Below are 25,525 nucleotides of genomic sequence, written 5' to 3' on the forward strand. Positions count from 1 at the left end.
GGGGCGCGCATGTCACCGTTATCAACCCGGCTAGGCTTGTTGTTGGCGCTGTATTTGGCGCAAGGCGTGCCATTTGGTGTGTATACGCAGGCCTTGCCGGCAATTTTGCGCAGCTATGACGCGCCGTTATCGCTGATTAGCCTGAGCGGCTTATTGGCGATTCCTTGGGCGCTGAAAGTGTTTTGGTCACCGATTGTCGATCGCTATTATTGGCCGAGTGTTGGTCATCGCCGCAGTTGGATTTTGCCGATGAATATCGGCCTCGCCGCGGTCATGGCGGGCCTATGTTTTTTTGATCCCGATAGCCTGCGTGATCCATCCGGTGTGTATTGGCTCTTTGGCTTCTTATTCTTGGTGAACCTGTTTGCCGCCACGCAAGATATTGCCACCGATGGTTTGGCGGTGCGGATTTTATCGAGTGAAGAGCGCGGCCTCGGCAATGGCATTCAGGTATCGGCGTATCGCGTTGGCATTATTATTGGCGGCGGTTTGTTGCTTTTAGTACTCGATACGCTGGGTTGGGCACAGGCGTTTATGGGCCTAACGCTGATGTCGCTGCTGCTGTTGTTGCCCGTGATGTTTTATCGCGAGCCACCGATCTCTGCCGAGGCTTTGGCGGGCTCGCGTGAGTCCTACAGCGCGGCGTGGGTAAGCTTTTTCAAGCGCCCGGAGTTGGCCGGCTGGATTTGGGTCTTGGTGAGCTACAAAATCGCTGACTCGCTATCGTCGGCCATGGTCAAGCCGATGATGGTTGATATGGGCATGAGCTTGGCGGAGATTGGCCTACAAGTCAGCATGATCAGCGCCGTGACGACCATTGCCGGTGCCATGCTCGGTGGCTATTGGCTGCAAAAAATTGGTCGCCGCCACGGACTGTTTTGGTTTGGCGCTTTTCAATGCGTGGCCATTGCCGCCTACGCAATTCCGGCGTTGGGCTATGGCCTGGCGGGATTGGCCGCAACCAGCACGGCGGTAGCGATCAATGCCATTGAGCATTTTGCCGGTGGCATGGCCATGGCCGCGCTGCTGTCGGCGGTCATGGATCGTGCGCGTCAGGCTCATGCCGGTGTCGATTTCACGCTGCAAGTGAGCTTGCTGGCGATCTTTGGCGGCTCGTTTTATTTGCCTGCGGGGCTTCTGGCTGAAGCGGTGGGCTATGCCGACCATTTCGTGATTTCAGCAGTGATAGGTGTGCTCATGCTGTATCCGGCTTGGCGTTTTACCCGCGAGCCGCATGAGCTAAATAACTCGCCACAACCCGCAACCTAAAGGTAGCGCCATGCCTGAGAGTGGACACATAAAATCATCAAGCCGTCCTGATGGGCAAGAGGCGAGCGGTGCAATAGCGACGCTCGATGCGCGTGGTTTGCGTTGCCCTGAGCCGGTCATGCTGCTGCATAAACGCGTGCGTGAACTGGCCAGTGGTGATGAGCTTGAGGTATTAGCCAGCGACCCATCCACTACGCGCGATATCCCGAAGTTTTGCCAGTTTTTGGGGCATGAGCTGCTGCTCGCTGAGGCGCCTGAGTCCGGGCTTTATCGCTATGTCTTGCGCAAGGGCTGACTAGCCGCGCTGCCAGCGCGCCTGCACCGTACGCAAGGTGCGACCGAGTTGCCAGAGCAGCAAGATGCTCGCCACGGTAAGCCCCAATACAATGCCCATCCAATAGCCATGTGGCCCCCACGATTGGCCACCGAAAAACTCGGTACTACCGGCCAAATAGCCGACCGGAATCGCCACGCCCCAGTAGGCAATTAGCGTTAGGCGCATCGGGCTTTTGGTGTCTTGTAAGCCGCGTAAGCAGCCCGCCGCGGCCACTTGCAGAGCATCAACAATTTGATAAAAAACAGCGAATAACAGCAGCTGTGCCGCCAAGGCGCGCACGTTGAGGTCGTCGGTGTATATCTCGGTAATGGCATGGCGGCCAAACAATAAAATCAGCGCCATAAACGCCGCCACACAGGTGGTCGTCATCAGGCCTATGCGGCGCACATGCAAGATCGCGGCATAGTTGCGTGAGCCATAAAACTGCCCCACGCGGATGGTCAGTGCGATCGCCATGCTCAGCGGCACCATAAACAAAAAGGAGGTCAGCGACAGCGCGACTTGATGGCCAGCCACGACGAGCGCGCCCTGTGGACTAATCAATACCGCCACCAAGGCAAAGGTGCTGACTTCAAAAAATATCGCCAAGCCAATCGGCAAGCCAAGCGCGGCAATCGCGTATATCTCAGACCATTTTGGCGGCTCCCACGCTTGCATCAAACGCGCATGTTGAAAGCGCCGACTGAGTAGCAAATACACGAGCATGATGCCTGACATCAGCCACAGCACCACCGAGGTGGCCCAGCCGCAGCCAGGGCCGCCTAGTGCTGGAACTTGTACTGGCAACCAGGCTAGCCAGCTCACTGATTCGCTGCCGTGTATAAATAAAGTGTTGAAGAAGACGTTCAGCGATAGGCCGCTAACGCTGATGATCATCACGGGCACGGGCTGATCTTGCGCCTCGCAGTAGCATCGCAGGGCGAAAAATACACCGACCGCTGGCATGCCCCACGACACGCCTAATAAATATTGATGAGTCATGTCGCGCAACTCAGGCGGCACATCGAGCCAGTGAAACAGCGGGTAGGCATGGCGCATGACAAAAAAGCCGAGAACGCCCACCCCAAGTGCTAACCACAGTGCCTGATGGGTGATGCCGGCAATGCGGTGGCGTTGTTGGCCACCATATGCCTCGGCGACCAATGGCGTAGTGGCCAGCAATATGCCGGTGATCAGCAAAAAGATCGGCAACCAAATGCCCGAACCCACCGCGACCGCCGCGAGGTCGAGTGGCGACACTTGGCTTGCCATCAGGGTGTCAATAAAGCCATAGGCGGCTTGCGCGAGTTGGCTAAATATAATGGGCGCGGTGAGCAGGCTGAGCGCTTTTAATTCCGCGCGTGTTGATAGCGGCGCGGGCTGCGCCTGTGCGTTGCCGGTGCTCATGCGAGGTGACCGAGTTCGCGGAGCTGAAGGTGTAATTGAGCGCTGCCATCATGGCCAAAGTAACGTTGCCGCAGCAGGCCATAAATCACCACCAGCGCGGCATCCCAGGTGAAGCGTCCACCGAGGATCAGCATGAGGGCATCTTCCACGGGCATTAAGCCGGCATGCGCGACTTCGCCATCTTGGTTGAGTGCGCAAAAATGGGCCGGCAAAAAGGCGTCGAACACGTGAATGCACTCATCTTGCACGCCCTCGCCAATGCGGCGCGCCACATGCAGCTCGGCACGCGGTGAGGGCACCTGGCGAAACTGCAGGCCGGCCTCTTCCCAAGCTTCGCGCGCGAGACCAACGGCCAGGCTTTCGCCGGCGGCAAGTCCGCCGCCAACGAGGTTGTCGAGCTTGCCGGGATCGACAAACTTATGATGACTGCGCTCGGCCACCCAAATTTGCATGCCATCGGGACTAGCCAGCCAGCCATTCAGGTGCACTGATTGTGTGGCCATGCCGAGGCTGCGAAAGGCAGCGCGCTCGGTGGTTAGAAAGTTTTTGCCTTGATGCATCAGCGTCATCGGTTCATCGCGCCAATTTTGCAATAAGCCGCGCTCATGCAGGGCATGCGCCCAGCCTTGCACAATGATGCTGCGACCAACGCTGTCGCCGGCCGCGCGCAAGTGCAAGGACTCGCCCTTGCGCACGGCATGCGCGCCGGCGAGCTCGACCAAGGCATCGGCAACCGCGGGGCGTACCCAGCCCAGCGCCACGTCATCGATGTGCAGGCGCAACTCATCGGTCGGGCTAAAGCGCGGCATCTGCTGGAGAAATTCGATGACTTCGGCGAGGAGCGGGTGCGACATGAACACGATCTCGTAAAATTTCCCCTAGTGTAGCGAATGCATCGGTGCCATGCCGACTGACAATGGCATACTCGGTCAAGTTTTCTGATTAGCGAGTCTTTGTCGCCATGTCGCACCGCATGACTGTATTAGCCGATGACATGATGCCCGGCGTTGAAGCGTGTTTGGCGCAATGGCGCGATGCGCAGGGCCAGGCGCCGCAGTTTCGGCTGCTGCGCAGCGATGGCCGCGACCTAAACGCCGAGTATGTGCAGCAGGCGCAGTTGTTGCTGGTGCGCTCAATAACGCGTGTTGATGCGGCGCTATTGGCGCAAGCCCCGGCCTTGCGCTTTGTGGGCAGCGCGACCATTGGCCAAGATCACCTCGATCTCGATGCCTTAGCGGCGCGCGCGGTGGCGTGGTCGACTGCGCCCGGGTGCAATGCGCAAGCGGTGGCGGAATGGGTGTTAGCCACCGTTTTGCGACAAGCGGCGCGCACGCCGGCCATGACCCTCACGCAATTGCGCGCCAAGCGGGTGGGCGTGATAGGTCTGGGCCACGTTGGGCAGCGTGTGGCGGCCTTGCTGTCGGCGCTCGGTCTGCAGATCTATGGCTGTGATCCGCTGCTCAGCGCCGCCGAGCGCGCCACCCGCAGCGTGGCGGGCTGGCAAGCTATCGATGCCTTATTGGCGAGCGCCGATATTGTCTGTGTGCATACGCCATTGACGCGTAGTGGCCCAGCGCCAACGTGGCAAATGCTCAATGCACAGCGCTTAGCACAGCTGCAGCCGGGCGCTTGGCTCATCAACGCCGGCCGTGGTGATGTGCTTGATGCGCCGGCGTTTATTGAGGCGCAGCGTGCCGATGCTCAACGTGTGGCATTGCTCGATGTGCTGCCCAATGAGCCGCTGCCAGCGCCGGAGCTGGTAGCGCATTGCCAGCAAGTCAGTCCGCACATTGCCGGACATAGCCTGGAGGGCAAATGGCGCGGCACTTGGCAGATCTGCGCCAACGCTGCGGCACATTTTGGCTATCAGCAGGTCGGTGAGCTGGCCGATATCATTCCGGTGCAAGCGCCACCAGCGCTGACCTGGCCGACTGCCGCTGATCCACAGGCGGTGGCGCCATATGCCGAACTGATGGCCGCGGTGGTGGATTGCGCGGGCGATGATGCGCGCCTGCGTAGCGCGCTTACTGAGCAGCCAGGTCAAGCAGCAGCTTTCGATGCCCTGCGCAAGCACTACGCCACGCGCAGAGAAATCGCCGCGCATCGCCTGAGTGGTGTGCCCAATGACTCGTCAGCGCAGCAACTACTTACCGCGCTCGGCTTCAGCTGTTAGCATGCGAAAAAATTTGTCACAGCCATCAGCTCATGGCTTTCACAAAGGCTAGAGAGCCAGCCCAAGACTGGCCGTTTAAGAGTTCTGACGTATGTTAAATACCTTTGTTATTGCCTATTTAGTGGTGTCGATTGCCATTGGCTTGTTGGCTACTTTACGCGTGAAAAACTCACACGACTTCGTCTCTGCTGGTCGCAGTTTGCCGCTGAGTGTGGTCACCGCCACCATGTTTGCCACGTGGTTTGGCTCCGAGTCGATTCTCGGTGCGCCGTCGTATTTTCTCGAAGAAGGTTTAGGCGGCATTGTTGCCGACCCGTTTGGCGCGGCCTTTTGCTTGATTTTCGCGGGCATGTTTTTTGCGCGCGCGCTGTATCGGCGTAACCTGCTGACCATTGGCGACTTTTTCCGTGAGCGCTATGGCCGTGAGGCGGAGGTGATCACCTCGGTGGCCATCATGCTCTCGTATTTGGGTTGGGTGTCGGCACAAATGATCGCGCTCGGCGTGATATTCAGTAGCTTAAGCGGCGGGAGCATCAGTCACGATGAGGGCATTTTAATCGGCTCAGCCATCGTGATTTTCTACACCATGTTTGGCGGTATGTGGTCAGTGGCGATCACCAGTTTTGTGCAAATGATCATCATCATTGTCGCGCTCGTATTGATCACGTATGTAGTGGCTGGTGATGCCGGCGGCGTTATGGTTGTCGTCGATCACGCCAATGCTGCTGGCAAGTTCGACAATTTCTGGCCCGAGATGAGCACGGCTTCGTGGCTGGCGTGGATAGGCGCGTTCGTGACCTTGGCACTGGGTTCGATTCCGCAGCAAGATGTCTTTCAGCGTATGAATACCGCAAAAAATGAGCACATTGCTCAATACGGCGCGATTTTTGGCGGCGTCGGCTATTTGCTATTTTGCATGGTGCCGCTGTTTTTGACCTATGCCGCGGTGGTCATCGACCCCGACATGGTGGCGCGCGTGATGGCGGAAGATGCGCAGCAGGTGTTGCCGACGTTTATTCAGAATGACTTGCCGCTGATTATGCAGGTATTGTTTTTCGGCGCGCTGCTCTCGGCGATTATGTCGACGGCATCGGGCACTTTGCTCGCGCCATCGACAGTGTTTACCGAAAACTTACTCAAGCCTTTACTGCCTGAGCAAAACGACAAGCAGTTTTTATTCATGTAGCGCGCGGTGGTGTTGGTGTTTGGTGCGTTTATTAGTTGGTATGCCATGCAGTCCGATGCCAGCATTTTCGAGATGGTGGAAGATGCTTACAAGGTCACGCTGGTGGCGGTGTTTGTGCCGCTCACGGCGGGGATTTATTGGTCGCGGGCTAACCGCGCCGGTGCGCTGACGGCCATGGCGGCGGGCATTGCCGTGTGGTTAGGTTGCGAGGCTTTTGCCGTCGACAGCATCTGGCCGCCGCAGTTGGCGGGCCTAGTGGCGAGCATGGTGGGTATGTGGTTTGGCTCGCTGTTTTTGGCGCGGCTGCTGCCATCGCCCGAGGGTGCGCGTTAAGGCGCGCTTTTGCGGCAGTCCGTTCTTACTACTTTAGGCCTCGGGCATTTCCGGTAAGGCAAATGCCGACTGCCAACGATTGACGATCCCGCAAAACAGCTCAGCGGTGACTTGCGCATCGTAGAGTGCCGAATGCGCCTCGCTCTGATCAAAATCAATGCCCGCTGCCGCACAGGCGCGCGCGAGCACGGTTTGGCCATAAGCCAAGCCTGCCAATGACACCGTGTCGAATACCGAAAATGGGTGAAAGGGGTTTTGATTTTTCAGGCTTTGCCGATCCACTGCGGCATTAATGTGCGCCAAGTCAAAGCCAGCATTGTGACCGACCAAAATGCAGCGTTTGCAGCCCGCGTCTTTTTGCGCGGCTTTCACGGCCGCAAAAATATCGCGCAGGCCATCGGCTTCAGTCACTGCCAAGCGCAGCGGATGATGCGGGTTAATGCCATTGAATTTGAGAGCGGCAGAGTCGAGCGCGAGGCCAGGTTCGGGCGTGAGATGCGCATGATGGCGCGCGACCGGCTGCCAGTTGCCGTGCTCATCGGGCAGTACAATAACGGCAGCGACCTCTAGCAGAGCATGCGTGCCGGCATCGAAACCGGCGGTTTCGACATCAACCACCACTGGTAAAAAACCACGAAATCTATCCTTGGCGGCGATCATGCCTCGACCTGCCAAGCCAGCAACTCACCGGCGCGCACGGGGATGACCTGATGCTCACCGAAGGGATAGCTAGCCGGCACCGTCCAGTCTTTACGCACCAAGGTGATGGTGTCGCGGTGGCGCGGTAGACCGTAAAAATCCGCGCCAAAATGGCTGGCGAAACCCTCAAGCTTATCGAGCGCATTCGCCGCCTCGAAGACTTCGGCGTAGAGCTCAATGGCGGCATGCGCGGTATAGGCGCCGGCACAGCCACATGCGGCTTCTTTCGCGCCTTGCGCGTGCGGGGCACTATCGGTGCCTAAAAAGAACTTCGCGCTGCCACTGGTGGCGGCCTCAATCAGTGCTGCCTGATGGCGACTGTGCTTAAGAATCGGCAAGCAGTAGTAGTGCGGACGAATGCCGCCAGCGAGCATGTGATTGCGATTAAACAGCAAATGATGCGCGGTGATGGTCGCGGCAATATGCGCTGGCGCCTCGCGAACAAATTCAACGGCATCGGCGGTGGTGATGTGCTCGAGCACCACGCGTAGGGTCGGGTGGCGAGCCACCAGCGGCTTCAAAATCGTGTCAATAAAGACCTTCTCACGCGCGAAAATATCGATCTCGCTGTGCGTGACTTCGCCGTGAATGAGCAGCGGCATACCGCAGGCGGCCATCTCGGCCAGCACCGCATCGACGTTGCTTACATCGGTGACGCCCGATTGTGAGTTCGTGGTGGCGCCGGCGGGGTAGAGCTTCACGGCATGCACATAGCCACAGGCTTTGGCGCGGCGAATATCATCGACCGTGGTGCCCTCGGTGAGGTAGAGCACCATCAGTGGCTCAAAAGCGCTGCCCGCTGGGCGGGCGGCCAAGATACGCTCGCGATAAGCGCCGGCTTGTTCGGGCGTAACCGCCGGTGGCAGCAAATTCGGCATGACAATGGCACGACCAAAATAGCGCGCCATCGCCGGCACGGTGTCAGCCAATGCCGCGCCATCGCGTAAATGCACATGCCAATCGTCGGGGCGGGCAATGGTCAGGGTGGTTTCTGGCATGAGAAGACTCGTCAACGGCGGCAAAGACGCATAGGCTAACGGATGCCGAGCCATCGGCAAAGACGGAGTGAGTGATGATCGCAGAAAAATCCCCCGCCTGGGAAGCCGAATACGACACCGTGCGCGATCTGCTTGGGCAGTCCTTTATGCGTTTGCGCTTTCCGAAAATGCTCGAACGCGACTATCGCCGCACCATGGATGCGCGCGCGTTGGAGACCATGCGTGATAACTATTGGATGTTATTTCTACTCGCGTTGGGCGCGGTGTTAATCGTCTATTTTCAATACACCGTGGGTGGTGTGTGGATTGGCGCCATTGAGGATTTGCGGCTCTCGGTATTGATGACACTTTGCCTCGTGTCGGTGCTAGCACTCTTCACTGTAATGGTTAAAATTCCCAGTTTCGACCGCCACTACTTCACCTATACCACCCTGTTTTGCGTAATCATGTTGTTGTTTCTCGCCGTATTTCCGGCGTATCTGCGTGATGAAGTGTTGCGTCAGCGCAGTACCTATTTGGTGATTTACCTGCTGATGATTGTCTATGGCGTCGCCAATTTGCGCCTACATCAAGCCGCGTTCATTGGTTTTGCCGGCATGGGCAGTGTGGTGCTGGCGGTGATGGCGCTGGATGTGCGCTATGACTGGGGCATGTTCATGCAGTTTTTCTTTCTTACCAACTTAGTTGGCGTGGGCAATAGCTATGTGGTGGAAGTTCGGGAACGTCGCTTATTTTTGCAGTCGCGCCTGCTCGATTTAGAAAAACGCCAGCTCAACAAACTCTCTGAGCGTTTAGTCCAGCTCGCGCGTGAAGATGGCCTCACCGGCTTGGCCAACCGCCGACATTTCAACGACCGCTTTCTCATGGAATGGGAGCGCGCGCGCCGCGATGGCAAGCCCTTGGCCTTGGTGTTTGCCGATGTCGATCATTTCAAAGCTTTCAATGACAAACACGGGCACTTAGAGGGTGATCGCGCCTTGGTCGCGGTCGCCGATGTACTCAAGTCGGTGGCCACTCGCCCCGGTGATTTAGCCGCGCGCTATGGCGGCGAAGAGTTTGTTTTGCTGCTGCCCAATACCACCTGCGAGGGCGCGGTTGAGCTGGCGCGCGAGCTCATTCAAGGCATCGACGATAAAGCCATCGCGCATCGCGGCTCGAAAGTCGCCAAGCACGTGACCATCAGTGCCGGTGTGGCCTCGATGGTGCCAGATGTGCACATTGCACCGGCCAAACTGATTGATCTTGCCGATGAGGCGCTTTATGCCGCCAAGCACGAAGGCCGGCATCGGGTGGTGGTCAGCACGACCTGCTAACGCGTACACTATGCGCCATTCCTGATCGCCATCTTGTGAGTGTGAATTCATGTCTGACATCAAAAAAGTCGTCCTTGCCTATTCGGGCGGCCTCGATACATCCGTGATTGTGCGTTGGTTGCAAGACACCTATGGCTGCGAAATCGTCACCTTTACCGCCGATTTAGGCCAAGGCGAAGAAGTCGAGCCAGCACGCGCTAAAGCGCAAGCCATGGGCATTAAAGACATTTATATCGAAGATTTGCGCGAAGAGTTTGTCCGCGATTTCGTCTTCCCGATGTTCCGCGCCAACACCGTCTATGAAGGCGAATACCTGCTCGGCACCTCGATTGCACGGCCCTTGATTGCCAAGCGTTTGGTGGAAATTGCCAACCGTGAAAGTGCCGATGCCATCTCGCACGGTGCCACCGGCAAGGGCAACGACCAGGTGCGTTTTGAGCTTGGCGCCTATGCCTTGAAGCCCGGCATTAAAGTCATTGCTCCGTGGCGCGAATGGGATTTGACCTCGCGCGAAACGCTGATGGCCTATGCCAAAACCCGCGACATCCCGATTGATTTCGCCGCCGCTGGCAAAAAATCGCCGTACTCCATGGATGCCAACTTGCTGCACATCTCCTATGAAGGCGGCGTGCTCGAAGACCCCTGGACCGAGTGCGAAGAGTCGATGTGGCGCTGGTCGGTATCGCCCGAGAATGCGCCCGATACGGCAACGTATATCGACCTGACCTATGAAGGCGGCGATGTGGTGGCTATTAATGGCGAGCGCATGAGCCCGGCCACCGTGCTGACGTATTTGAATAAAATCGGTGGCGCCAATGGCATTGGCCGTTTGGACTTAGTGGAGAACCGCTACGTCGGCATGAAGTCGCGCGGTTGCTACGAGACACCGGGTGGCACGATTTTGCTGAAAGGCCATCGCGCCATTGAGTCGATTACGCTCGATCGCGAAGTCGCGCACATGAAAGATGAGCTGATGCCGCGCTACGCCACGCTAATTTACAACGGCTACTGGTGGAGTCCGGAGCGTCAACTATTGCAAGGCCTGATCGACAATTCGCAAGCCTGCGTCAATGGTGATGTGCGTCTGAAACTCTACAAGGGCAATGTCATTGTTGTGGGTCGCCAATCGGCGCAGTCGCTGTTTGATACGCGCATCTCGACCTTCGAAGACGATGGCGGCGCGTATGACCAAAAAGATGCCGAGGGCTTCATTAAGCTCAATGCACTGCGCCTGCGCATTGCCGCCAACAATGGCCGGGCGTTATTAAAACCCTGAGCCGCCGATAACTGGTGATATGTCAGTGATGAAAGCGGGGTAGACTGATCGACCCCGCTTTCCTTGGCGGTTTGGCATTGGCAGGAGCCCACGATGGCAAATCCTTTATCGTCACTGAGTCAGCAGATCCGAGGCCTCCGTGCGCGCGCCGAAGTCGCCGCCGGCAATGCCCTCGACTGGGCCTTTTTGCGCGGCAGTCTCGTGCAGTCCGGCCTCACGCCCTACGAGACCTTGCTTTCCGGCGATCCAATGTCGCTGCGTTATTATCCGCCGCCCTACGAAAATGCCGTGCCATTGCCCAATGGCGAGCTGCTCAAGGTTCAACGCAAGCGCCATGCTGTGCCTTTGGTGCTGGTACCGCCGCTCGGTGTCACCACCGAAAGCTTTGATCTCATGCCGCATCGCAGCTTGGCGCGCTTTTTTGCCGCGCGCGGCTACCATGTTTATATGATTGATTGGGGTGTGCCTGAGCGCCGCCACGCCACCTTGCGCCTAAAAGACTACGCCATCGATATGTTTTCTGAGTCCATTGCCGCGGTGCGCCAGCATTCCGGTGTGGAAGAAATCTCTTTGATGGGCTGGTGCATGGGCGGTCTGCTCTCGCTGATGTATGCCGGCGGCTCCGGCGACACCAAGATCCGCAACCTCATCACCGTGGCCAGCCCGATTGATTTTCGCAGCAGCGGCATGCCGGCGATGATTGGCCGCTTGGTGCAAAAGCCAGCTGAGTTGGTGCGCCGCTACACGCCGTTACGCATCCAAGACATGAACCCGTTGAGCCTGCAAATGCCCGGCTGGGTCACCACCTTAGGCTTTAAGCTCACCGACCCGATTGGCAGCATTACGACCTATTGGCAGCTCGCGAAGCGCTTAGCCGACCGCGAGTTTGTCGAGAGCCATAGCACTACCGCCGATTATTTAGACCATATGTTGGTGTATCCGGTGGGCGTCATTCAAGACATGTTTGTGCATGCCTTAATCGACAATCAATTTGCCGATGGCATCATGTCATTGGGTGATACCGAGGCTGATTTGAGCACTATCACGGCCGACTATTTAGCTTATGCCGGCAGCACCGATCATATTGTGCCAGTCGATGTGGCGAGCAAATCGGTGGAGCTCGTGGGCAGCGAATCGCGCGAGTTTCGTGTTGCACCAGGCGGCCATATGGGCGTGATTTTAGGCTCGAAAGCGGCGTTTGAAGTCTGGGAGCCGTGTGCGCAATGGCTCGATAGCCGCAGCGATATTGCCGGTGTCGAGCACAAACACGCGAGCGCGGCGTCACGCACGGTGAAGCGCATGCAGTCGCGCCATCGCGCCGAAGACCCAACGCTCTAGGCCGAGCGAGATTACTCAAGGATAGTTCTATGACCGTGGCGAACCGCACCTCCTATCCCGTTGATCAGCTGCTGCACTGGGCCGAGCAAACGCCCGATGCCACGTGGCTGACGCAATACGATGCGGGCGCGCGCCGCACCATGAGCTGGCGCGAGGCCGCCGATGACGTGGGGCGCATGGCCTCGGCATTGAAGGCCAAAGGCTGGCCTGCCGGCTCGCGCGTAGCCATTGCTGGCATGAACTGTGCGCATTGGTTTCTTGCCGATTTAGCCATCCAAATGGCCGGCCTCGTGCCGGTGGGCATTTATGCGCGCCAAGCATCGCAAACCACGCAATGGATTTTGAAACACTGCGATGCCAAGGCCATTTTCATTGGCCCCATGCCCTCGGCAATGGCCACCGATATGCTGCAGCAAGGCCTGCCAGATGGCATTGTTACGATTGCCATGCCCTACGACGGCGCACCCGCTGCAGAGCATAGCTGGGCCGGTTTTGCGCGCGCGCATTTGCCGCTACGCCGCTATGACCAGCCCAGTGCGGAGACACTCGCCACATTGGTCTACACCTCCGGCACCACCGGCAATGCCAAAGGCGTGATGCTCAGCTACGGTAATTTGGCCTTTACCTCGGCGGTGTTTCGCGAAGTGATTCCTGCGAAGCCGGGCGAACGCTTATTTTCTTACCTACCGCTGGCGCATATTTTAGAGCGCGTGGCGGTGGAGATGGCGAGTTTGTATTGGGGCGCCGAGGTGTATTTCCTCGAGCGTGTGGAGAAAATGAGCGAGCAACTCATGGAAGCCAAGCCCACGCGTTTTGTCGCCGTGCCCTTGGTGCTCTCGCGTTTGCAGGCGAGCTTTACCGCGCGCATACCCGAGCGCCAATTGCGCGCCTTAGTTAAGCGCCGCTGGATCGGCCCGCTGCTGCGCAAGCGCATGGTCACGCGCTTAGGGTTGCAAGACAGTCGCGCCTTATTTTGCGGCGCCGCGCCCATTCCGCACGCCACGCTGCTATTTTTCCGCGATGTCTTAGGCCTCGATGTCTACGAGTGCTATGGCCAAAGCGAGGCGCTTTACTGCAGCATGAACCGTCCCGGTGCGCAGCGCCTGGGCAGTGTCGGCAAGCCATTTTCCGATGCCAATTTGCGCCTAGCCAAAGACGGTGAAATTCAAGTGCGCCATCCCGGCGTGATGCTTGGCTACTTCAACGACCCTAAGCAAACCGCCGCCGCATTTACCGACGATGGCTGGCTGAAAACCGGCGACAAAGGCCGTTTCGACGACGATGGCTATTTGTATATTACCGGTCGGGTGAAAGAGATTTTCAAAACAGCCAAAGGCAAATACGTCGCGCCGGGGCCCATTGAGACAGTGTTTATGGGCGGCAACGACGACGTCGATCAATGCTGCTTGATAGGCATGCATTTAACGCAGCCGGTGATGGTCGTCAGCGTCAGCCACACGGCATTAACTAAGCCGCGCGAAGACGTTGAGCGCGGCTTATTGGCCGACATGGATCGCGTCAATGCGCCATTGGAAGATCATGAAAAGATTGCCAAACTGCTGGTGGTTGCCGAGCATTGGAGCAGTGAAAATGCGCTGCTGACACCCACCTTAAAGGTGCGCCGCAATGAAATCGAGGCGCGCTACGCCGCCGCTGTGACACAGGTGGCGCGCCGTCGTGAAGTCCTCGTTGAGTGGCAATAAGCCCGCGCTGTTTAGGGCAGGCTAATCGCCAGGGTCACGGCTAATGACGCCTCGGTGCTGGCCTTAGGCTGCTCCAAGATGATCTGTTCGGCGGCCACCCCCGCGCTTTCAAGCGCTTCACGGACCGCAATAGCGCGCGCTTTGGCAAGCTCATAGCGGTACTGAGTTGCCGCTTCGGGGTTTTCGCTCGGCATGATGTCTTTACTGGCGTCACTGTGGCCGCCAAGGCTCAAACGCAGCGCCGGCTTATCGGCCAATGAGGCCGCTAAGCGCGTGATGCGCTCCTGCGCTGGCGCCGATAAAGACGCGCTATTGGCCATAAATTCAATTCGGCTGAGCGCGTCGTCATCACTAGCTAAACCACCCAAGAGCTTAAATGGCGCTGCCGCTGCACGCGTGAGCAAATTGCCAACGGTTTGCCACACCAACGGCCAGACGCGAAAGCTTGGGTCGCTGAGATTGCCGCGCAGGGGCACGTCGAGCGTGATGTCGCCATTAACGTCTTTGAGTAGTGCCGTGCCGAGGCGCACAGGTAAGCCGGTTGCCGCTTCTGAATCGCTGGCCTCACCCCAGGTAAAATCACTGATACGCACGGTATTTTCGGCGTTTAGCGCACCCTCGTTGACGCGATAATTCAGGTCGGCCCAGAGTAGCCCGTCGTTGAGCGCATAGCCGGCATAATGGCTGGCATAAGGACTCAATGGTGGCAGCGCCAAACGTTCGGTGCGTAGCGATAAGTCCATAAACTGGCGTGGTTTTTTGGCATTGATCTGGCCTTTAATGGCGACGGCGGCGGCATTGGGCAAATAGCCGCGTAAGGAGATCGTTGTGGCTTGGCGACCGCTTAGGTCAAGTCGGCGCAGACTGCCATTGAGTTTTGACAGTGCCGTGGCCATGCTCGGCTGCACGGATTGATCGGCAAAGGCAACCGTGCCGCCGCGCACAGCCAGCGTGTCAATGAACACATCCGGCGTTGTCCCGGCGCGCGTGTCTCGTGGTTTCAGTAGGGAGTTGAGGCTTAAGCTGCCGTCGCGTTGGCGCTGCACGCGAAGCTTTGGGCTATCAATCAGCACGCGCTTGATGGCGACCTGCTCTGGCGTGCCTTGTGCGGCGAGCCCCTCGACTTGCAGGCTCTTTAGCGACAGCAAGTGCTGCCCACGCGCGTGCAACAGGCGCAATGACGAGATGGCGGCATCTCCCGACCAAGCCCAGCTTGGCGCCGATGGCGTTTGCCATTGCAGCTGGCCATTGGCGCTCAGGCTGCCAGCGGGCAGGCGCACGGCCAATACCTCGGCGAGCAGGCCTGCAAATGGCGTTAACGCCAGCGCATCGATATTGATCTGACCGGAGAAATAAGGCTCTGCCGCGGGTAAGTTGGCGCGCACCGAAGGCATGCCGAGTTCGCCGAGCAGGCTTAGCGTGGCGTTGGTATTCATCGCGCTGTGCAGCTCAATCGCTACGGTGTCTTGCGCTTTTGCTGCCTTGGGCGTGGCACTGAGGCGCAGCGGTCCCAACGATAGCGTGGTGTTTGGGCGTGTGCTGAGGTCACGGTAATGCACCATGACATCATTGACGCTGGCGGCTTGAATACTGCCAGCCCAGTCAATTGAAGGCGATTTACTGGGCGCCGAGACCGTTTCACGCGGTGGTCCGGCCAGTGCCTTGAGCAGTGTAAATTCACCGCGGCTATCGCGCTCAAGAGTGACCTCGGCGCCATCTAGGCTCAGCGATTTGCTGGCCCATTGACCCGATGGATAGCCAAACGCTAGGCCGTCTGCGCGCAGTGAGCGCACGGTGGCGATGGACCGTGTTTCCGCGTTATCGAGCTGTGCCAGTGACACCTCGCTGAGCATCAAAGCACTGTCTTTTATGGACACACTCAAGGTCGGTTGCAGCGTGGCTTGATACTGTAGATCGAGCGTTAGGCGACCGTCTTGAACCGCGAGCGGCAGCTGTTCGGGTAACCATTTCAGGGTATCGGGCAATGACAGCTGGCTAAGGCGCAGATGCCCCGAAGAGGTAAAAGGCTGCAAGCCAATGCGCCCCGTCCAGTCGAGCGTGGCACCGGCCGGTAAATTGCCATGCAGCTCAGCCTCGCCGTTGGCGCTTTCGGTGCCGATGTCTTTAAGGCTGAGGCCCCAATTTTTAATGGCAAACGTGCGCTCCGGTTGCACGCGCTGATCACGATAGCTCAGCTCGCCTTGGCTTATCGTTAAGCGCTTGAGTTGCCAGCGCGGGGTCTCCACAGCCGGACCATCACTGCTAGGCAGCAGCTGCATGAGGGTCAATGGGCCATTGGCGGGTAGGCGCAGATGGATGCTCGGCGCTACCACCTGCGCCGACTCCAGAACCCAAACCGGGCTCAGCAAACTCAGCCATGAGTAGTCCAAATGCAGCTCGCCAAAGCCAAGAAGCGGCTCGCCGGATGTATCCGTGACCTCAACCCCATAGATCGCGATTTTGCCCTCAAAGGCTTTTGTGCTGACGCGCTCAATAGCAATACCCACGCCTAAGCGTTGGCTGATTTGCGCCGCGAGCGTGTTTTCAACCCAGTGCGGTGCAAAAAACTCGATGGCGGCAACGATGCTGAGCCAGCCCATTAGCACGAGGCCGAGTAGCGCTAGCAGCCAGCGCTGACGCGTCTTGTTGCCGGCGCTGTTGGCTGAGGACTTAGTCAATCAGCTTCTCCTTGAACTCGCAGAGGTCTTCAATGAGGCAGCTGCCGCAGCGCGGTTTACGGGCAATGCAGGTGTAGCGACCATGCAAAATCAACCAATGATGGGCATCGACGCGATAGGCTTTTGGCACTACTTTCATGAGCTTATCTTCCACGGCAACGACGTCTTTACCGGTCGCTAGTCGCGTGCGATTAGCCACCCGGAAAATATGCGTATCGACAGCAATCGTGGGCTCGCCAAAGGCGGTATTGAGCACGACATTGGCGGTTTTACGACCTACGCCCGGCAGTGCTTCAAGTGCCTCACGTTGGCGTGGAATTTCGCTGCCGTGCTGCTCTACCAAGATCTGGCAGGTCTTGATGACATTTTCAGCTTTGCTATTAAACAGACCTAAGGTGCGGATGCAGGCCTTCACGCCATCGACTCCCATGGAGAGCATGGTCGCTGGCGTTGGGCCTTGGGCAAAGAGTTTCACCGTGGCTTTATTGACGCCAACATCGGTGGATTGCGCCGAGAGCAGCACCGCAATCAGCAGCTCAAATGGGTTGCGATAGTGCAGCTCGGTGCGCGGCTCGGGGTTCTCAGCTTGCAGGCGCGCAAATATTTGCTCGCGCTTGGCGGCATTCACGAAATATCTCCGGTGGTACGCACGCGTTTGCTGGCCGGCGCTTGGGCTTTTGCCAATGCAGCTTCAGCGTCGATCACGGCTTTTTCAAGCGCCGGCAGCCGTGCTTTTAGCGTGGCGTTGTCGGCTTGCGCGGCGAGTTGTTTCTGAGCTTTTTTCAGTTGGCTGCGGGCGAGGGCGGCGGCAATCATTAGTGCGCTTGTGTCAGGTGCTCCGGCGCTTTTTGGCGCCGCGATTACGGCGTTCGGGCGGCTCGCGGCTTTCGCGGCTACGCGTTTGGCTTCGCGGGCTTGATGCGCCTCGAAGCGCGCGCGGGCTTTATCGGCGCGGGCTTTGGCGGCGGCCTCATTTGCGCTTAATGGCGCTGCATCGGGGCGGTGCCAGGTCATCGGAATATCCGGCCCCGCGACCATATCGATGCAATCGACTGGGCAGGGCGCCACGCACAAATCGCAGCCCGTGCACTCATCGACTATGACCGTGTGCATGCGTTTCGCCGCGCCAACAATGGCATCGACCGGGCAGGCCTGAATGCATTTGGTGCAGCCGATGCATTCATCTTCGCGAATAAAGGCTACTAGACGATGCTCTGGCGTGACGCCATAGGCCGGATCGAGTGGCAGGCTCGGCTTATCGAGCAGGCGCGCGAGCGCATCGATGGTGGCTTGTCCGCCCGGCACGCAATGGTTGATCGCCTCGCCGGCCGCAATCGCCTCGGCGTAGGGCGCACAGCCGGGATGCCCGCATTGGCCACACTGGGTTTGCGGCAGTTGCGCATCGATAAGGGGAATTAATTGCGCGTCAGTCATAAGCACTACTCAAAATCGTGCGTGATTATTGCATCGCACAGGCGACTGGGGCAAAGTCGCAGCACCTTTTAATATCTGGCAATTCGTCATGTCTGATCTGTTATTACTCTCGGCAACCGAGCTGGCCGCGCAAATTCGCAGCGGTAAAACCACCTCGGTGGCTGTGGTTGAGGCGCATATTGCGCGTTTGCGACAAGTCAATCCAACGCTCAATGCCGTGGTCTGTGAGCGTGTGGCCGATGCCCGTTTAGAAGCGGCTAAAGCCGATGAGGCCGTGGCGCGTGCGAAAAAAGCCGGCAAGCTCGCGAGTCTGCCGCTGCTGCACGGTGTGCCATGCACCATCAAAGAAAACTTTCATTTCGCCGGCATGCCCAATACCGCCGGCCTGGTCAGTCGAATTGGCCGCAAAGTCGCTGAAGATGCGCCAACGGTGGCGAATTTACGCGCCGCCGGTGCCATCCCGCTCGGGGTCACCAACACCTCCGAGTTGTGCATGTGGATGGAGAGCTTCAATAAGGTCTATGGCCGCACCAACAACCCCTACAACCCCGAGCACACCGTTGGTGGTTCATCGGGCGGTGAGGGCGCGAGTGTCGGCAGTGGTGCCGCCCCATTTGGTTTAGGCGGCGATGTCGGCGGCTCGATTCGCATGCCGGCGTTTTTTAACGGCGTCTTTGGCCATAAATGTTCGCCCGGCCTGATCGATAATCATGGCCAATTTCCCGGGCCATCGGGCGGCATCGATCGGCATTTATCGAGCGGGCCGCTGTGTCGGCGCGCGGAGGATTTAGAGCCACTGCTGCGCGTGTTAGCCGGCGATCGCGCCAGCCAATTGCAGCCTGTGGCCGAAGTTGATGTGAGCCAATTGCGCGTGCTGCAGTTTGCCCGTGAGCTGGCCATCTCGCCCGATGCCGACCAGCTCGGCGCTCGTGATCGTGCCGTGCAAGCGCTGATGGCTCAGGGTGCGCGCGTCGAGGCGATTCATTTGCCGCTGATGGCGAAAGCCCGCGACTTATGGACGGCCATGCTCGCCACCGCCGGCAGTGATCTGACCTTCGCCGACCATTTATTTGGTACCCGTGCACCGCGTGCGGCGATTGCCGAGATGGGGCGTTTTGCCCTTGGCCGCTCCGACCACACCTTTCCATTGATCGCGTTGGCTCTGTTTGAGCGCTTGCCGGAATGGACACCGAAACGCACCGCGAAGCTGCGCGCGCAGGCCTTGCTGCTCAAACGCCAGCTCGAAGATGCGCTCGGCGATGATGGTGTGCTGGTCACGCCGCCATACCCAACCGTGGCGCCCAAGCATTATCACGCCTTGCTGCCGCCGTTTAACTTCGTCAACTGTGCAGTGTTTAATGCGCTGTCGCTGCCCGGCACCTCGGTGCCCACTGGCCTCAATAGCGCCGGCCTGCCCACTGGTGTGCAGCTGATTGCGAAAGAAGGCAATGACCATCTCGGCTTGGCGTGTGCGCGGGCTTTAGAAAAATCCCTGGGTGGCTGGGTCTACCCCATTGTGAAGGTAAAAAATTGATGGATATTCGTCGTGGCATGGCCGAGGCCAATGGCCTAGAGCTCGCGTATGAAGACATGGGCGATGTGCTGCATCCGCCGGTGATTTTGGTGATGGGCCTGAGCGCGCAGCTATCGCTTTGGCCGCTGGGCTTTTGCGAAGGCTTGGTGGCGCAGGGGTATCGCGTCATTCGCTTCGATAACCGCGACATCGGTTTGTCGACCAAAATGAGCCATCTGAAAGTTAAAGGCCCGGTTTGGAAGCGCATGATCCGCGCGCAGCTGGGGTTGTCGAGCCCGGTGCCTTATACATTAAAAGACATGGCCGATGACGTCGTGGGCTTGCTCGATTTCTTACAAATTCACCGTGCGCATGTTGTTGGCGCCTCCATGGGCGGCATGATCTCGCAGATTTTTGCCGCGACCTATCCGGATCGCGTGCGTTCGGTGGGCATCATTTTCTCCAGCACCAACCAAATGTTGCTACCGCCGCCTAAGCAGCATGCGCTCAAGTTGCTCACCAGTGGGCCTGGCAAGGGCGCGACCTCGGAGCAATACATCGCGCATTCGGCGAAATTTATGCGCGCGATTCACAGCCCGAATTATTCTTTTAGCGATGCCGAGTTAGTGGCAATGGCGCGCGAGATGCATGAGCGCAGTTTCCATCCGGCCGGTGTGTTGCGCCAATACAACGCGATTTTGGGCACTGGCAGCTTGCGGCCATTTGCCAAGCGCATCACGAAACCGACGGTGGTCATTCACGGCGATGCCGATCCGCTGGTGCGGCCAGCCTGTGGGCGGGCGGTGGCACGCGCCATTCCGCGTTCGCATTGGTTGCTGATTAAAGGCATGGGCCATGACCTGCCGCCGGGCGTTTGGCCGGTGATCACGCAGGCCTTGGTGACCAATATGATGCGTAACTAAGGTTGTGTGGGATAAAAAATAGCGCCTGTGTGGCGCTATTTTTTTGAGCGTGCCGCGATGGCTTTTGTGACCGTTAAGCGGCTTTCGCTTTCGCACGGCCATTGAGCGGTACTGGCGTGGCAATGGCGTCGAGCTTCTCGCGCCAGTAAGCTACTAACGCTGAGTTTTCATGTTCCCACGGGTGAAAATCGCGTTTGAAAAAGTCCAGATACTCGGGAATCAAGCCCGAAATCACGCCATTAAAGCCAAAGAGTTTATTGACACCAAAGGCCCAGGTTTTCAGGCTAAACAATGTTTTATCGCGCTTCATAAACTGCAGCTGAAAAGCAGCCACCACCGCGGCTAAAATCACCGACGCCACGACCTGAAAGACTACGCGTTCGGCATAGCTATTGCCGGGGACATTTTTGTACAAGTCGAAGGCCACGGCTTTGTGTTCGGTCTCCTCAATGGCATGCCACATCCACACCGGCTGCATCTCCGGCGCGAAGCCGTCCATCACCGAGGTATCGCTAAGCAGGCGATTGGCAATGATGGCGGTGAAATGCTCAAGTGCCACGGTAATGGCTAATTGCTGACGCTTAGTGAAAATGCGCCGACCAAAATTCAGCAGGCCGAGTGTGAATTTCTCAGCACGCAGCGCCGGCAAGCCTTTGGCCTCCAGCATATTATTGAGCGAGACATGCTCCAACGAATGCATAGCCTCTTGGCCAATAAAGCCAGAGATGGCCTTATGCGCGGCTTGGTCGGGTGCGTGTTCACGGAGCTGGCGTACGGAATCCACGAAAAAGCGCTCGCCAACCGGAAACAGTGTCGACAGCGTGCTTAAAAACTGTGTGCTAAAGGCATCGTTAAAAACCCAGTGGCGCGGCACGTTGTCGAATTGAAAATCCATGCGCGTGGGGGTGATGTGAATGACGTCGGGGGTATTGATGTGCGTCATGGGGGTAATCCTCTGGTATCGTGAGTTTGGTCACAGGTAATCAATCTATCAGCCTATGTGCCATTGTCAACTGTAACAATAAGAAGAGTTATAAATAATGCAGTTAATTACTCGATGTGAGGCCCTCGAGGCCGTGCTCAATGACTGGCGAGAGGTCATCGGCACGGAGTTTCAGGCCTATAGCAACCACTGTTATCGCGTGCTCAATGGCGCTTATGCGCTGCTCGAGGCACACGATCTAGCGACCGATGAGCATCTGCAAACCATTGGTTTTGCCCTAGGCTTTCACGACTTAGGTATTTGGTCAGATGCTGATTTTGATTATCTGCAGCCCTCTGGCGAGCGCGCGCAACAGGCCATGGCTGCCTTGGAGTGGCCGTTGGCACGTCAGCAGCAGGTGCTGTCGATCATCGCCCGGCATCATCAGTTCACCGCCGTGCTCGACGAGCCGCTCACCGAAGCCGTACGTCAAGCCGATTGGTGCGATGTCAGCTTGGGGCTAATGCGCGGTGGCATCGCGAAAGCGCGCTGGCGGCAGATCAGCAAGCGTTTTGCCAATGCCGGCTTTCATCAGTTTTTATTACGTAAAGGCAGTGCGCACGCGCTGCGCCACCCATTGCGTCCCATGCCCATGTTGCGTTGGCGCTAACTTCTTTGTGAGTCTTGCTATGTCTTTACCGAAATTACCGCGTGATAAAACCAGCGACTACAGCCATGCCATGGCGCAGGCCCGTCGCGACACCGTCACGGCAGCCACCAATGCCGCGCTCACGCACACTGGCCAGTTTTCCATCGACCCCGCGCTGCTGCCGGGCAATATCGAAGGCTTCTCCGGTGTCGTGCAAGTGCCGATGGGCTTTGCCGGGCCCATCTTGGTCGATGGCGAGCACGCGCAGGGCGAGTTTTATGTGCCCATGGCCACCACCGAAGGAACACTGCTGGCCAGTTACAGCCGTGGCATGCGCTTAACGCGCGAGGCGGGCGGCGTACGCACCACGGTCATCGATGACGCCATGCAGCGCGCGCCGATTTTCGTCTTCGATGATGCCCGACGGGCGCGAGATTTTGGCCACTGGGTGAGTGCGCATTTTGCCGACATCAAAGCCGCTGCCGAGGCCACCACGCGCTCGGGTCAGCTCCGCGATATTCAGCAATTTGCCCAGGGCAAGTTACGCTGGCTGCGCTTTAATTTCACCACTGGTGATGCCGCTGGCCAGAATATGGTGAGCAAGGCCACGCACGCGGCGTGTCAGTGGATTTTGGCGCAACAGCCGCCAGGCTTGGCGCATTTTTCCTTGGCGGCAAACTTCGATACCGACAAAAAGCATTCCACGGTCAATAGCTTGCACACGCGTGGCAAGCGCGTGGTGGCGGAAATCACGTTGCCGGCCAAGCTCTTGCAGGAGGTCATGCACACCAGTGGCGAGGCGCTGTTTAAGCAGCGCCAACTGTCGAATATGGGCGCGATGATGGCCGGCTCGGTCAATAACGGCGCGCATTTTGCCAATGGCATTACCGCGGTATTTATGGCCTGCGGACAAGATGTTGCCAATGTTGCGGAGTCATCGGCGGGCTTTGTGCATGGCGAGTTATTGGCCAATGGCGATTATTATTTTTCGGTGACCATTCCGGCGCTGATTGTCGCCAGCTACGGCGGCGGCACCGGCTTGCCCACGCAGCGCGAGTGCCTAGAGGTGATGGGCTGCTATGGCGCCGGCAAGGTCAATAAATTGGCTGAGATCATCGCCGCCACCGTGCTCTGCGGCGAGTTGTCGTTGGCCTCGGCGATCGTCTCGGATCAGTGGGTGTCAAGCCACGATGCGTTGGGGCGTAATCGGCCCTAGTGCATTGCTGTGTGACTCAGACATAAAAAAGGGGCTTGAGCCCCTTTTTTTATTTCACCTGCATGCCGGCTTGCGCGCCGTCATCAGGCGAGAGCAAATAGATGTCGGCACCACCGGGGCCGGCGGCAAGCAACATGCCCTCGCTTAGGCCGAACTTCATCTTGCGTGGGGCAAGATTAGCGACCAGCACCGCGTGCCGCCCAACCAGCACGCTGGGGTCTGGATACGCGGCTTTAATGCCGGCAAATACTTGGCGCGTCTCGCCACCGGCATCGACCTGAAGGCGCAGCAGTTTATCGGCACCGTCGACGTGGTCGGCGCTGAGAATTTTCGCCACGCGCAGGTCGATTTTGGCAAAGTCATCAATGCTGATGGTTTCTGTCGGGCTGGCTTTACTGTCGGCAGCCTTGGGCTGAGTCGCCTTTGTGGCGGCTTGACCCGCTACCGCGGCAGCACCGGCCGCGCTTAAGGAGTCTTGCGATGCCTCAACCATGGCGGCCACGTGCGTGGCATCGACACGCGTCATCAGCGGGCTAAATGCGGCAATTTCATGGCCGAGCAGCAGCTCACGACGGCGTTCCCAGCCAAGATCGGCGACATTCAAAAAGGCCGCGCTTTGTTCGGCCATGGCCGGCAAAATCGGTGCTAAATACGTCATTAACTGACGAAATAGATTCAGGCCCACCGAGCACACCGCGTGCACTTCGGCGTCTTTGCCGTCAATTTTCGCCAAAGCCCAAGGCTTTTTTTCATCGATGTATTGGTTGGCGCGATCGGCCAGCGCCATGATCTCGCGCACGGCACGGCCAAACTCGCGCGCCTCAAAGTGCGCGGCAATGCTATCGCCGGCGGCAATGGCCTCAGCCAGCAATTCAGGCTCGGCGCAGTCGGCGCTGAGCTGATTATTGAAGCGTTTCGCAATAAATCCGGCGCAACGGCTAGCGATGTTGACGACTTTGCCCACCAGGTCGGAATTCACACGCTGCGTGAAATCTTCGAGATTTAAATCGATATCTTCAACGCGACCAGAGAGCTTGGCAGCAAAGTAGTAGCGCAAATACTCGGGATTTAAGTGCTGCAAATACGTTTGCGCTTGAATAAATGTGCCGCGCGACTTCGACATTTTCTGGCCATTGACGGTTAAAAAGCCGTGCGCGAAAACGCCGCTAGGCTTGCGGAAACCGGCACCGTCGAGCATCGCGGGCCAAAACAGCGCGTGGAAATAGACGATGTCTTTGCCAATGAAATGGTAGAGCTCGGTATCGCTGCCTTCGCGCCAATAGTCATCGAAGTCGAGCTCGGGCGTGCGTGCGCAAAGGTTTTTGAAACTGGCCATATAGCCGATAGGCGCATCGAGCCAGACGTAGAAATACTTGCCCGGCGCATCGGGAATCTCGAAGCCGAAATAGGGCGCGTCGCGGGAAATATCCCAGTCCGCTAAGCCCGACTCAAACCATTCGGCGAGCTTGTTGGCGACCTCGGTTTGCAAGCTGCCGCTGCGTGTCCACTCGCGCAACATGGCTTCAAAATGCGGCAGCTGAAAAAAGTAATGTAGCGAGTCTTTTTCGATGGGCGTGGCGCCGGAAATAGTCGAGCGTGGGTTTTTCAGTTCGGTCGGCGAGTAGGTTGCGCTACAGACCTCGCAAGCGTCGCCATATTGGTCAACCGCCGCGCATTTCGGGCACTCGCCTTTAATGAAGCGGTCGGCCAAAAATAGCTTTTTTTCCGGATCAAAGAGCTGTGTGATTGAGCGCGTGGCGATGTGTTGGCCTTGCTGCAGAGCCGATGTGCTACCGGCAACGCCATCGCGCAGGCGCGTGTAAATGAGGCTAGATAGCTCAGCATTTTCCGGCGAATGCGTGGAATGATAGTTGTCGAATTGGATATTAAAGCCGGCAAAGTCGCGCTCATGATCGGCCTTCACATTGGCGATTTGCGCCTCGGAGGAGATGCCATTGGCCTCGGCTTTCAGCATGATGGCGGTGCCATGGGCATCATCGGCGCAGACATAGCGGCAGTCGTGACCGCGCGCGCGTTGAAAACGCACCCAAATATCGGTCTGAATGTATTCCACCAAGTGGCCGAGATGGATGGGGCCGTTGGCGTAGGGCAGGGCACTGGTTACCAGTAAGCGACGAGTCATGGCACACTAATTCACGAAAAAAATAAGTCGCGCATC

Annotated in this window: 20 protein-coding genes and 1 pseudogene; 12 read left to right on the plus strand and 9 right to left on the minus strand. The window is 58.0% G+C overall.

Annotated features, from left to right (window positions below):
* The first annotated feature begins 9 nt into the window (after positions 1 to 9).
* A complete protein-coding gene (locus DFR26_RS07445) occupies positions 10 to 1,269 on the plus strand; it encodes an MFS transporter (RefSeq protein ID WP_116208336.1) in 1,260 nt (419 codons plus the stop codon).
* 73 nt (positions 1,270 to 1,342) lie between these two features.
* Complete coding sequence (tusA, locus tag DFR26_RS11280; RefSeq protein WP_425453362.1) at positions 1,343 to 1,564, plus strand: sulfurtransferase TusA; 222 nt, start codon at positions 1,343 to 1,345, stop codon at positions 1,562 to 1,564.
* Here tusA and DFR26_RS07455 read toward each other — a convergent pair whose 3' ends face one another.
* Together DFR26_RS07455 and DFR26_RS07460 are read right to left on the minus strand one after the other, a co-directional pair.
* Positions 1,565 to 2,992 (minus strand): MATE family efflux transporter, encoded by a 1,428-nt coding sequence (locus DFR26_RS07455; RefSeq protein WP_116208338.1) that lies wholly within the window; start codon positions 2,990 to 2,992, stop codon positions 1,565 to 1,567.
* The gene (locus DFR26_RS07460; RefSeq protein ID WP_116208339.1) at positions 2,989 to 3,846 is read right to left on the minus strand and encodes an NUDIX hydrolase; all 858 of its coding nucleotides are present in this window, start codon (positions 3,844 to 3,846) and stop codon (positions 2,989 to 2,991) included. The genes DFR26_RS07455 and DFR26_RS07460 overlap by 4 nt, the downstream gene beginning before the upstream one ends.
* Positions 3,847 to 3,953: 107 nt before the next feature.
* Between DFR26_RS07460 and DFR26_RS07465 the strand changes: the two genes are divergently transcribed.
* Together DFR26_RS07465 and DFR26_RS07470 are read left to right on the plus strand one after the other, a co-directional pair.
* Positions 3,954 to 5,165, plus strand: coding sequence for a 4-phosphoerythronate dehydrogenase (locus DFR26_RS07465; RefSeq protein ID WP_116208340.1), 1,212 nt, complete (start codon positions 3,954 to 3,956; stop codon positions 5,163 to 5,165).
* Positions 5,166 to 5,256: 91 nt separating this feature from the next.
* Positions 5,257 to 6,684 (plus strand): annotated as a pseudogene (locus tag DFR26_RS07470) (high affinity choline transporter 1).
* 33 nt (positions 6,685 to 6,717) lie between these two features.
* Here DFR26_RS07470 and rnt read toward each other — a convergent pair.
* Positions 6,718 to 7,344 (minus strand): ribonuclease T, encoded by a 627-nt coding sequence (gene rnt, locus DFR26_RS07475; protein WP_116208341.1) that lies wholly within the window; start codon positions 7,342 to 7,344, stop codon positions 6,718 to 6,720.
* Positions 7,341 to 8,381 (minus strand): dihydroorotase, encoded by a 1,041-nt coding sequence (gene pyrC / locus DFR26_RS07480; protein WP_116208342.1) that lies wholly within the window; start codon positions 8,379 to 8,381, stop codon positions 7,341 to 7,343. The genes rnt and pyrC overlap by 4 nt, the downstream gene beginning before the upstream one ends.
* 74 nt (positions 8,382 to 8,455) lie before the next feature.
* On the opposite strand from pyrC, the gene DFR26_RS07485 reads away from it, so the two are divergent.
* The 4 genes from DFR26_RS07485 to DFR26_RS07500 all read left to right on the plus strand — a co-directional run bounded on the left by DFR26_RS07485 (position 8,456) and on the right by DFR26_RS07500 (position 14,011).
* Complete coding sequence (locus tag DFR26_RS07485) at positions 8,456 to 9,694, plus strand: GGDEF domain-containing protein (RefSeq protein WP_116208343.1); 1,239 nt, start codon at positions 8,456 to 8,458, stop codon at positions 9,692 to 9,694.
* 49 nt (positions 9,695 to 9,743) lie between these two features.
* Positions 9,744 to 10,970 (plus strand): argininosuccinate synthase, encoded by a 1,227-nt coding sequence (locus DFR26_RS07490; RefSeq protein WP_116208344.1) that lies wholly within the window; start codon positions 9,744 to 9,746, stop codon positions 10,968 to 10,970.
* Between the two features lie 93 nt (positions 10,971 to 11,063).
* Positions 11,064 to 12,308, plus strand: coding sequence for an alpha/beta fold hydrolase (locus DFR26_RS07495; RefSeq protein ID WP_116208345.1), 1,245 nt, complete (start codon positions 11,064 to 11,066; stop codon positions 12,306 to 12,308).
* 29 nt (positions 12,309 to 12,337) lie between these two features.
* Positions 12,338 to 14,011: an AMP-binding protein gene (locus DFR26_RS07500; RefSeq protein WP_116208346.1), complete on the plus strand. Its 1,674-nt coding sequence runs from the start codon at positions 12,338 to 12,340 to the stop codon at positions 14,009 to 14,011.
* Between the two features lie 11 nt (positions 14,012 to 14,022).
* On the opposite strand, the gene DFR26_RS07505 is transcribed toward DFR26_RS07500, so the two are convergent.
* Genes DFR26_RS07505 through rsxB form a run of 3 tightly spaced genes read right to left on the minus strand, consistent with a single transcriptional unit; the run spans position 14,023 to position 18,123 of the window.
* Positions 14,023 to 16,689: a DUF748 domain-containing protein gene (locus DFR26_RS07505; protein ID WP_116208347.1), complete on the minus strand. Its 2,667-nt coding sequence runs from the start codon at positions 16,687 to 16,689 to the stop codon at positions 14,023 to 14,025.
* Positions 16,682 to 17,317, minus strand: a complete 636-nt coding sequence (nth, locus tag DFR26_RS07510; RefSeq protein ID WP_116208348.1) for an endonuclease III — start codon at positions 17,315 to 17,317, stop codon at positions 16,682 to 16,684. Before nth ends, DFR26_RS07505 begins: the two co-directional genes overlap by 8 nt.
* Positions 17,314 to 18,123 (minus strand): electron transport complex subunit RsxB, encoded by an 810-nt coding sequence (gene rsxB / locus DFR26_RS07515; RefSeq protein ID WP_116208349.1) that lies wholly within the window; start codon positions 18,121 to 18,123, stop codon positions 17,314 to 17,316. The genes nth and rsxB overlap by 4 nt, the downstream gene beginning before the upstream one ends.
* 88 nt (positions 18,124 to 18,211) lie before the next feature.
* On the opposite strand from rsxB, the gene DFR26_RS07520 reads away from it, so the two are divergent.
* Together DFR26_RS07520 and DFR26_RS07525 are read left to right on the plus strand one after the other, a co-directional pair.
* Positions 18,212 to 19,657: an amidase gene (locus DFR26_RS07520; protein ID WP_220375737.1), complete on the plus strand. Its 1,446-nt coding sequence runs from the start codon at positions 18,212 to 18,214 to the stop codon at positions 19,655 to 19,657.
* Complete coding sequence (locus DFR26_RS07525; protein ID WP_116208350.1) at positions 19,657 to 20,559, plus strand: alpha/beta fold hydrolase; 903 nt, start codon at positions 19,657 to 19,659, stop codon at positions 20,557 to 20,559. Before DFR26_RS07520 ends, DFR26_RS07525 begins: the two co-directional genes overlap by 1 nt.
* Before the next feature lie 73 nt (positions 20,560 to 20,632).
* On the opposite strand, the gene DFR26_RS07530 is transcribed toward DFR26_RS07525, so the two are convergent.
* Complete coding sequence (locus DFR26_RS07530; RefSeq protein WP_116208351.1) at positions 20,633 to 21,502, minus strand: metal-dependent hydrolase; 870 nt, start codon at positions 21,500 to 21,502, stop codon at positions 20,633 to 20,635.
* 97 nt (positions 21,503 to 21,599) lie between these two features.
* On the opposite strand from DFR26_RS07530, the gene DFR26_RS07535 reads away from it, so the two are divergent.
* Both DFR26_RS07535 and DFR26_RS07540 read left to right on the plus strand, forming a co-directional pair.
* Positions 21,600 to 22,151, plus strand: coding sequence for a hypothetical protein (locus DFR26_RS07535; protein ID WP_116208352.1), 552 nt, complete (start codon positions 21,600 to 21,602; stop codon positions 22,149 to 22,151).
* Positions 22,152 to 22,170: 19 nt separating this feature from the next.
* A complete protein-coding gene (locus DFR26_RS07540) occupies positions 22,171 to 23,346 on the plus strand; it encodes a hydroxymethylglutaryl-CoA reductase (protein ID WP_116208353.1) in 1,176 nt (391 codons plus the stop codon).
* A 49-nt stretch (positions 23,347 to 23,395) separates the two neighbouring features.
* Here DFR26_RS07540 and metG read toward each other — a convergent pair whose 3' ends face one another.
* The gene (gene metG / locus DFR26_RS07545; protein ID WP_116208354.1) at positions 23,396 to 25,489 is read right to left on the minus strand and encodes a methionine--tRNA ligase; all 2,094 of its coding nucleotides are present in this window, start codon (positions 25,487 to 25,489) and stop codon (positions 23,396 to 23,398) included.
* Positions 25,490 to 25,525 lie beyond the last annotated feature (36 nt).

It is taken from the genome of Paraperlucidibaca baekdonensis (genome assembly GCF_003387535.1).
GTDB classification, from domain to species: Bacteria; Pseudomonadota; Gammaproteobacteria; order Pseudomonadales; family Moraxellaceae; genus Perlucidibaca; species Perlucidibaca baekdonensis.

What these genes read in the sequence shown, in the direction of transcription:
- DFR26_RS07445 (WP_116208336.1), top strand. Translation starts at nt 10, where the DNA reads ATGTCACCGTTATCAACCCGGCTAGGCTTGTTGTTGGCGCTGTATTTG.
- DFR26_RS07455 (WP_116208338.1), bottom strand. Translation starts at nt 2,992, where the DNA reads ATGAGCACCGGCAACGCACAGGCGCAGCCCGCGCCGCTATCAACACGC.
- DFR26_RS07460 (WP_116208339.1), bottom strand. Translation starts at nt 3,846, where the DNA reads ATGTCGCACCCGCTCCTCGCCGAAGTCATCGAATTTCTCCAGCAGATG.
- DFR26_RS07465 (WP_116208340.1), top strand. Translation starts at nt 3,954, where the DNA reads ATGTCGCACCGCATGACTGTATTAGCCGATGACATGATGCCCGGCGTT.
- rnt (WP_116208341.1), bottom strand. Translation starts at nt 7,344, where the DNA reads ATGATCGCCGCCAAGGATAGATTTCGTGGTTTTTTACCAGTGGTGGTT.
- pyrC (WP_116208342.1), bottom strand. Translation starts at nt 8,381, where the DNA reads ATGCCAGAAACCACCCTGACCATTGCCCGCCCCGACGATTGGCATGTG.
- DFR26_RS07485 (WP_116208343.1), top strand. Translation starts at nt 8,456, where the DNA reads ATGATCGCAGAAAAATCCCCCGCCTGGGAAGCCGAATACGACACCGTG.
- DFR26_RS07490 (WP_116208344.1), top strand. Translation starts at nt 9,744, where the DNA reads ATGTCTGACATCAAAAAAGTCGTCCTTGCCTATTCGGGCGGCCTCGAT.
- DFR26_RS07495 (WP_116208345.1), top strand. Translation starts at nt 11,064, where the DNA reads ATGGCAAATCCTTTATCGTCACTGAGTCAGCAGATCCGAGGCCTCCGT.
- DFR26_RS07500 (WP_116208346.1), top strand. Translation starts at nt 12,338, where the DNA reads ATGACCGTGGCGAACCGCACCTCCTATCCCGTTGATCAGCTGCTGCAC.
- rsxB (WP_116208349.1), bottom strand. Translation starts at nt 18,123, where the DNA reads ATGACTGACGCGCAATTAATTCCCCTTATCGATGCGCAACTGCCGCAA.
- DFR26_RS07520 (WP_220375737.1), top strand. Translation starts at nt 18,212, where the DNA reads ATGTCTGATCTGTTATTACTCTCGGCAACCGAGCTGGCCGCGCAAATT.
- DFR26_RS07525 (WP_116208350.1), top strand. Translation starts at nt 19,657, where the DNA reads ATGGATATTCGTCGTGGCATGGCCGAGGCCAATGGCCTAGAGCTCGCG.
- DFR26_RS07530 (WP_116208351.1), bottom strand. Translation starts at nt 21,502, where the DNA reads ATGACGCACATCAATACCCCCGACGTCATTCACATCACCCCCACGCGC.
- DFR26_RS07535 (WP_116208352.1), top strand. Translation starts at nt 21,600, where the DNA reads ATGCAGTTAATTACTCGATGTGAGGCCCTCGAGGCCGTGCTCAATGAC.
- DFR26_RS07540 (WP_116208353.1), top strand. Translation starts at nt 22,171, where the DNA reads ATGTCTTTACCGAAATTACCGCGTGATAAAACCAGCGACTACAGCCAT.
- metG (WP_116208354.1), bottom strand. Translation starts at nt 25,489, where the DNA reads ATGACTCGTCGCTTACTGGTAACCAGTGCCCTGCCCTACGCCAACGGC.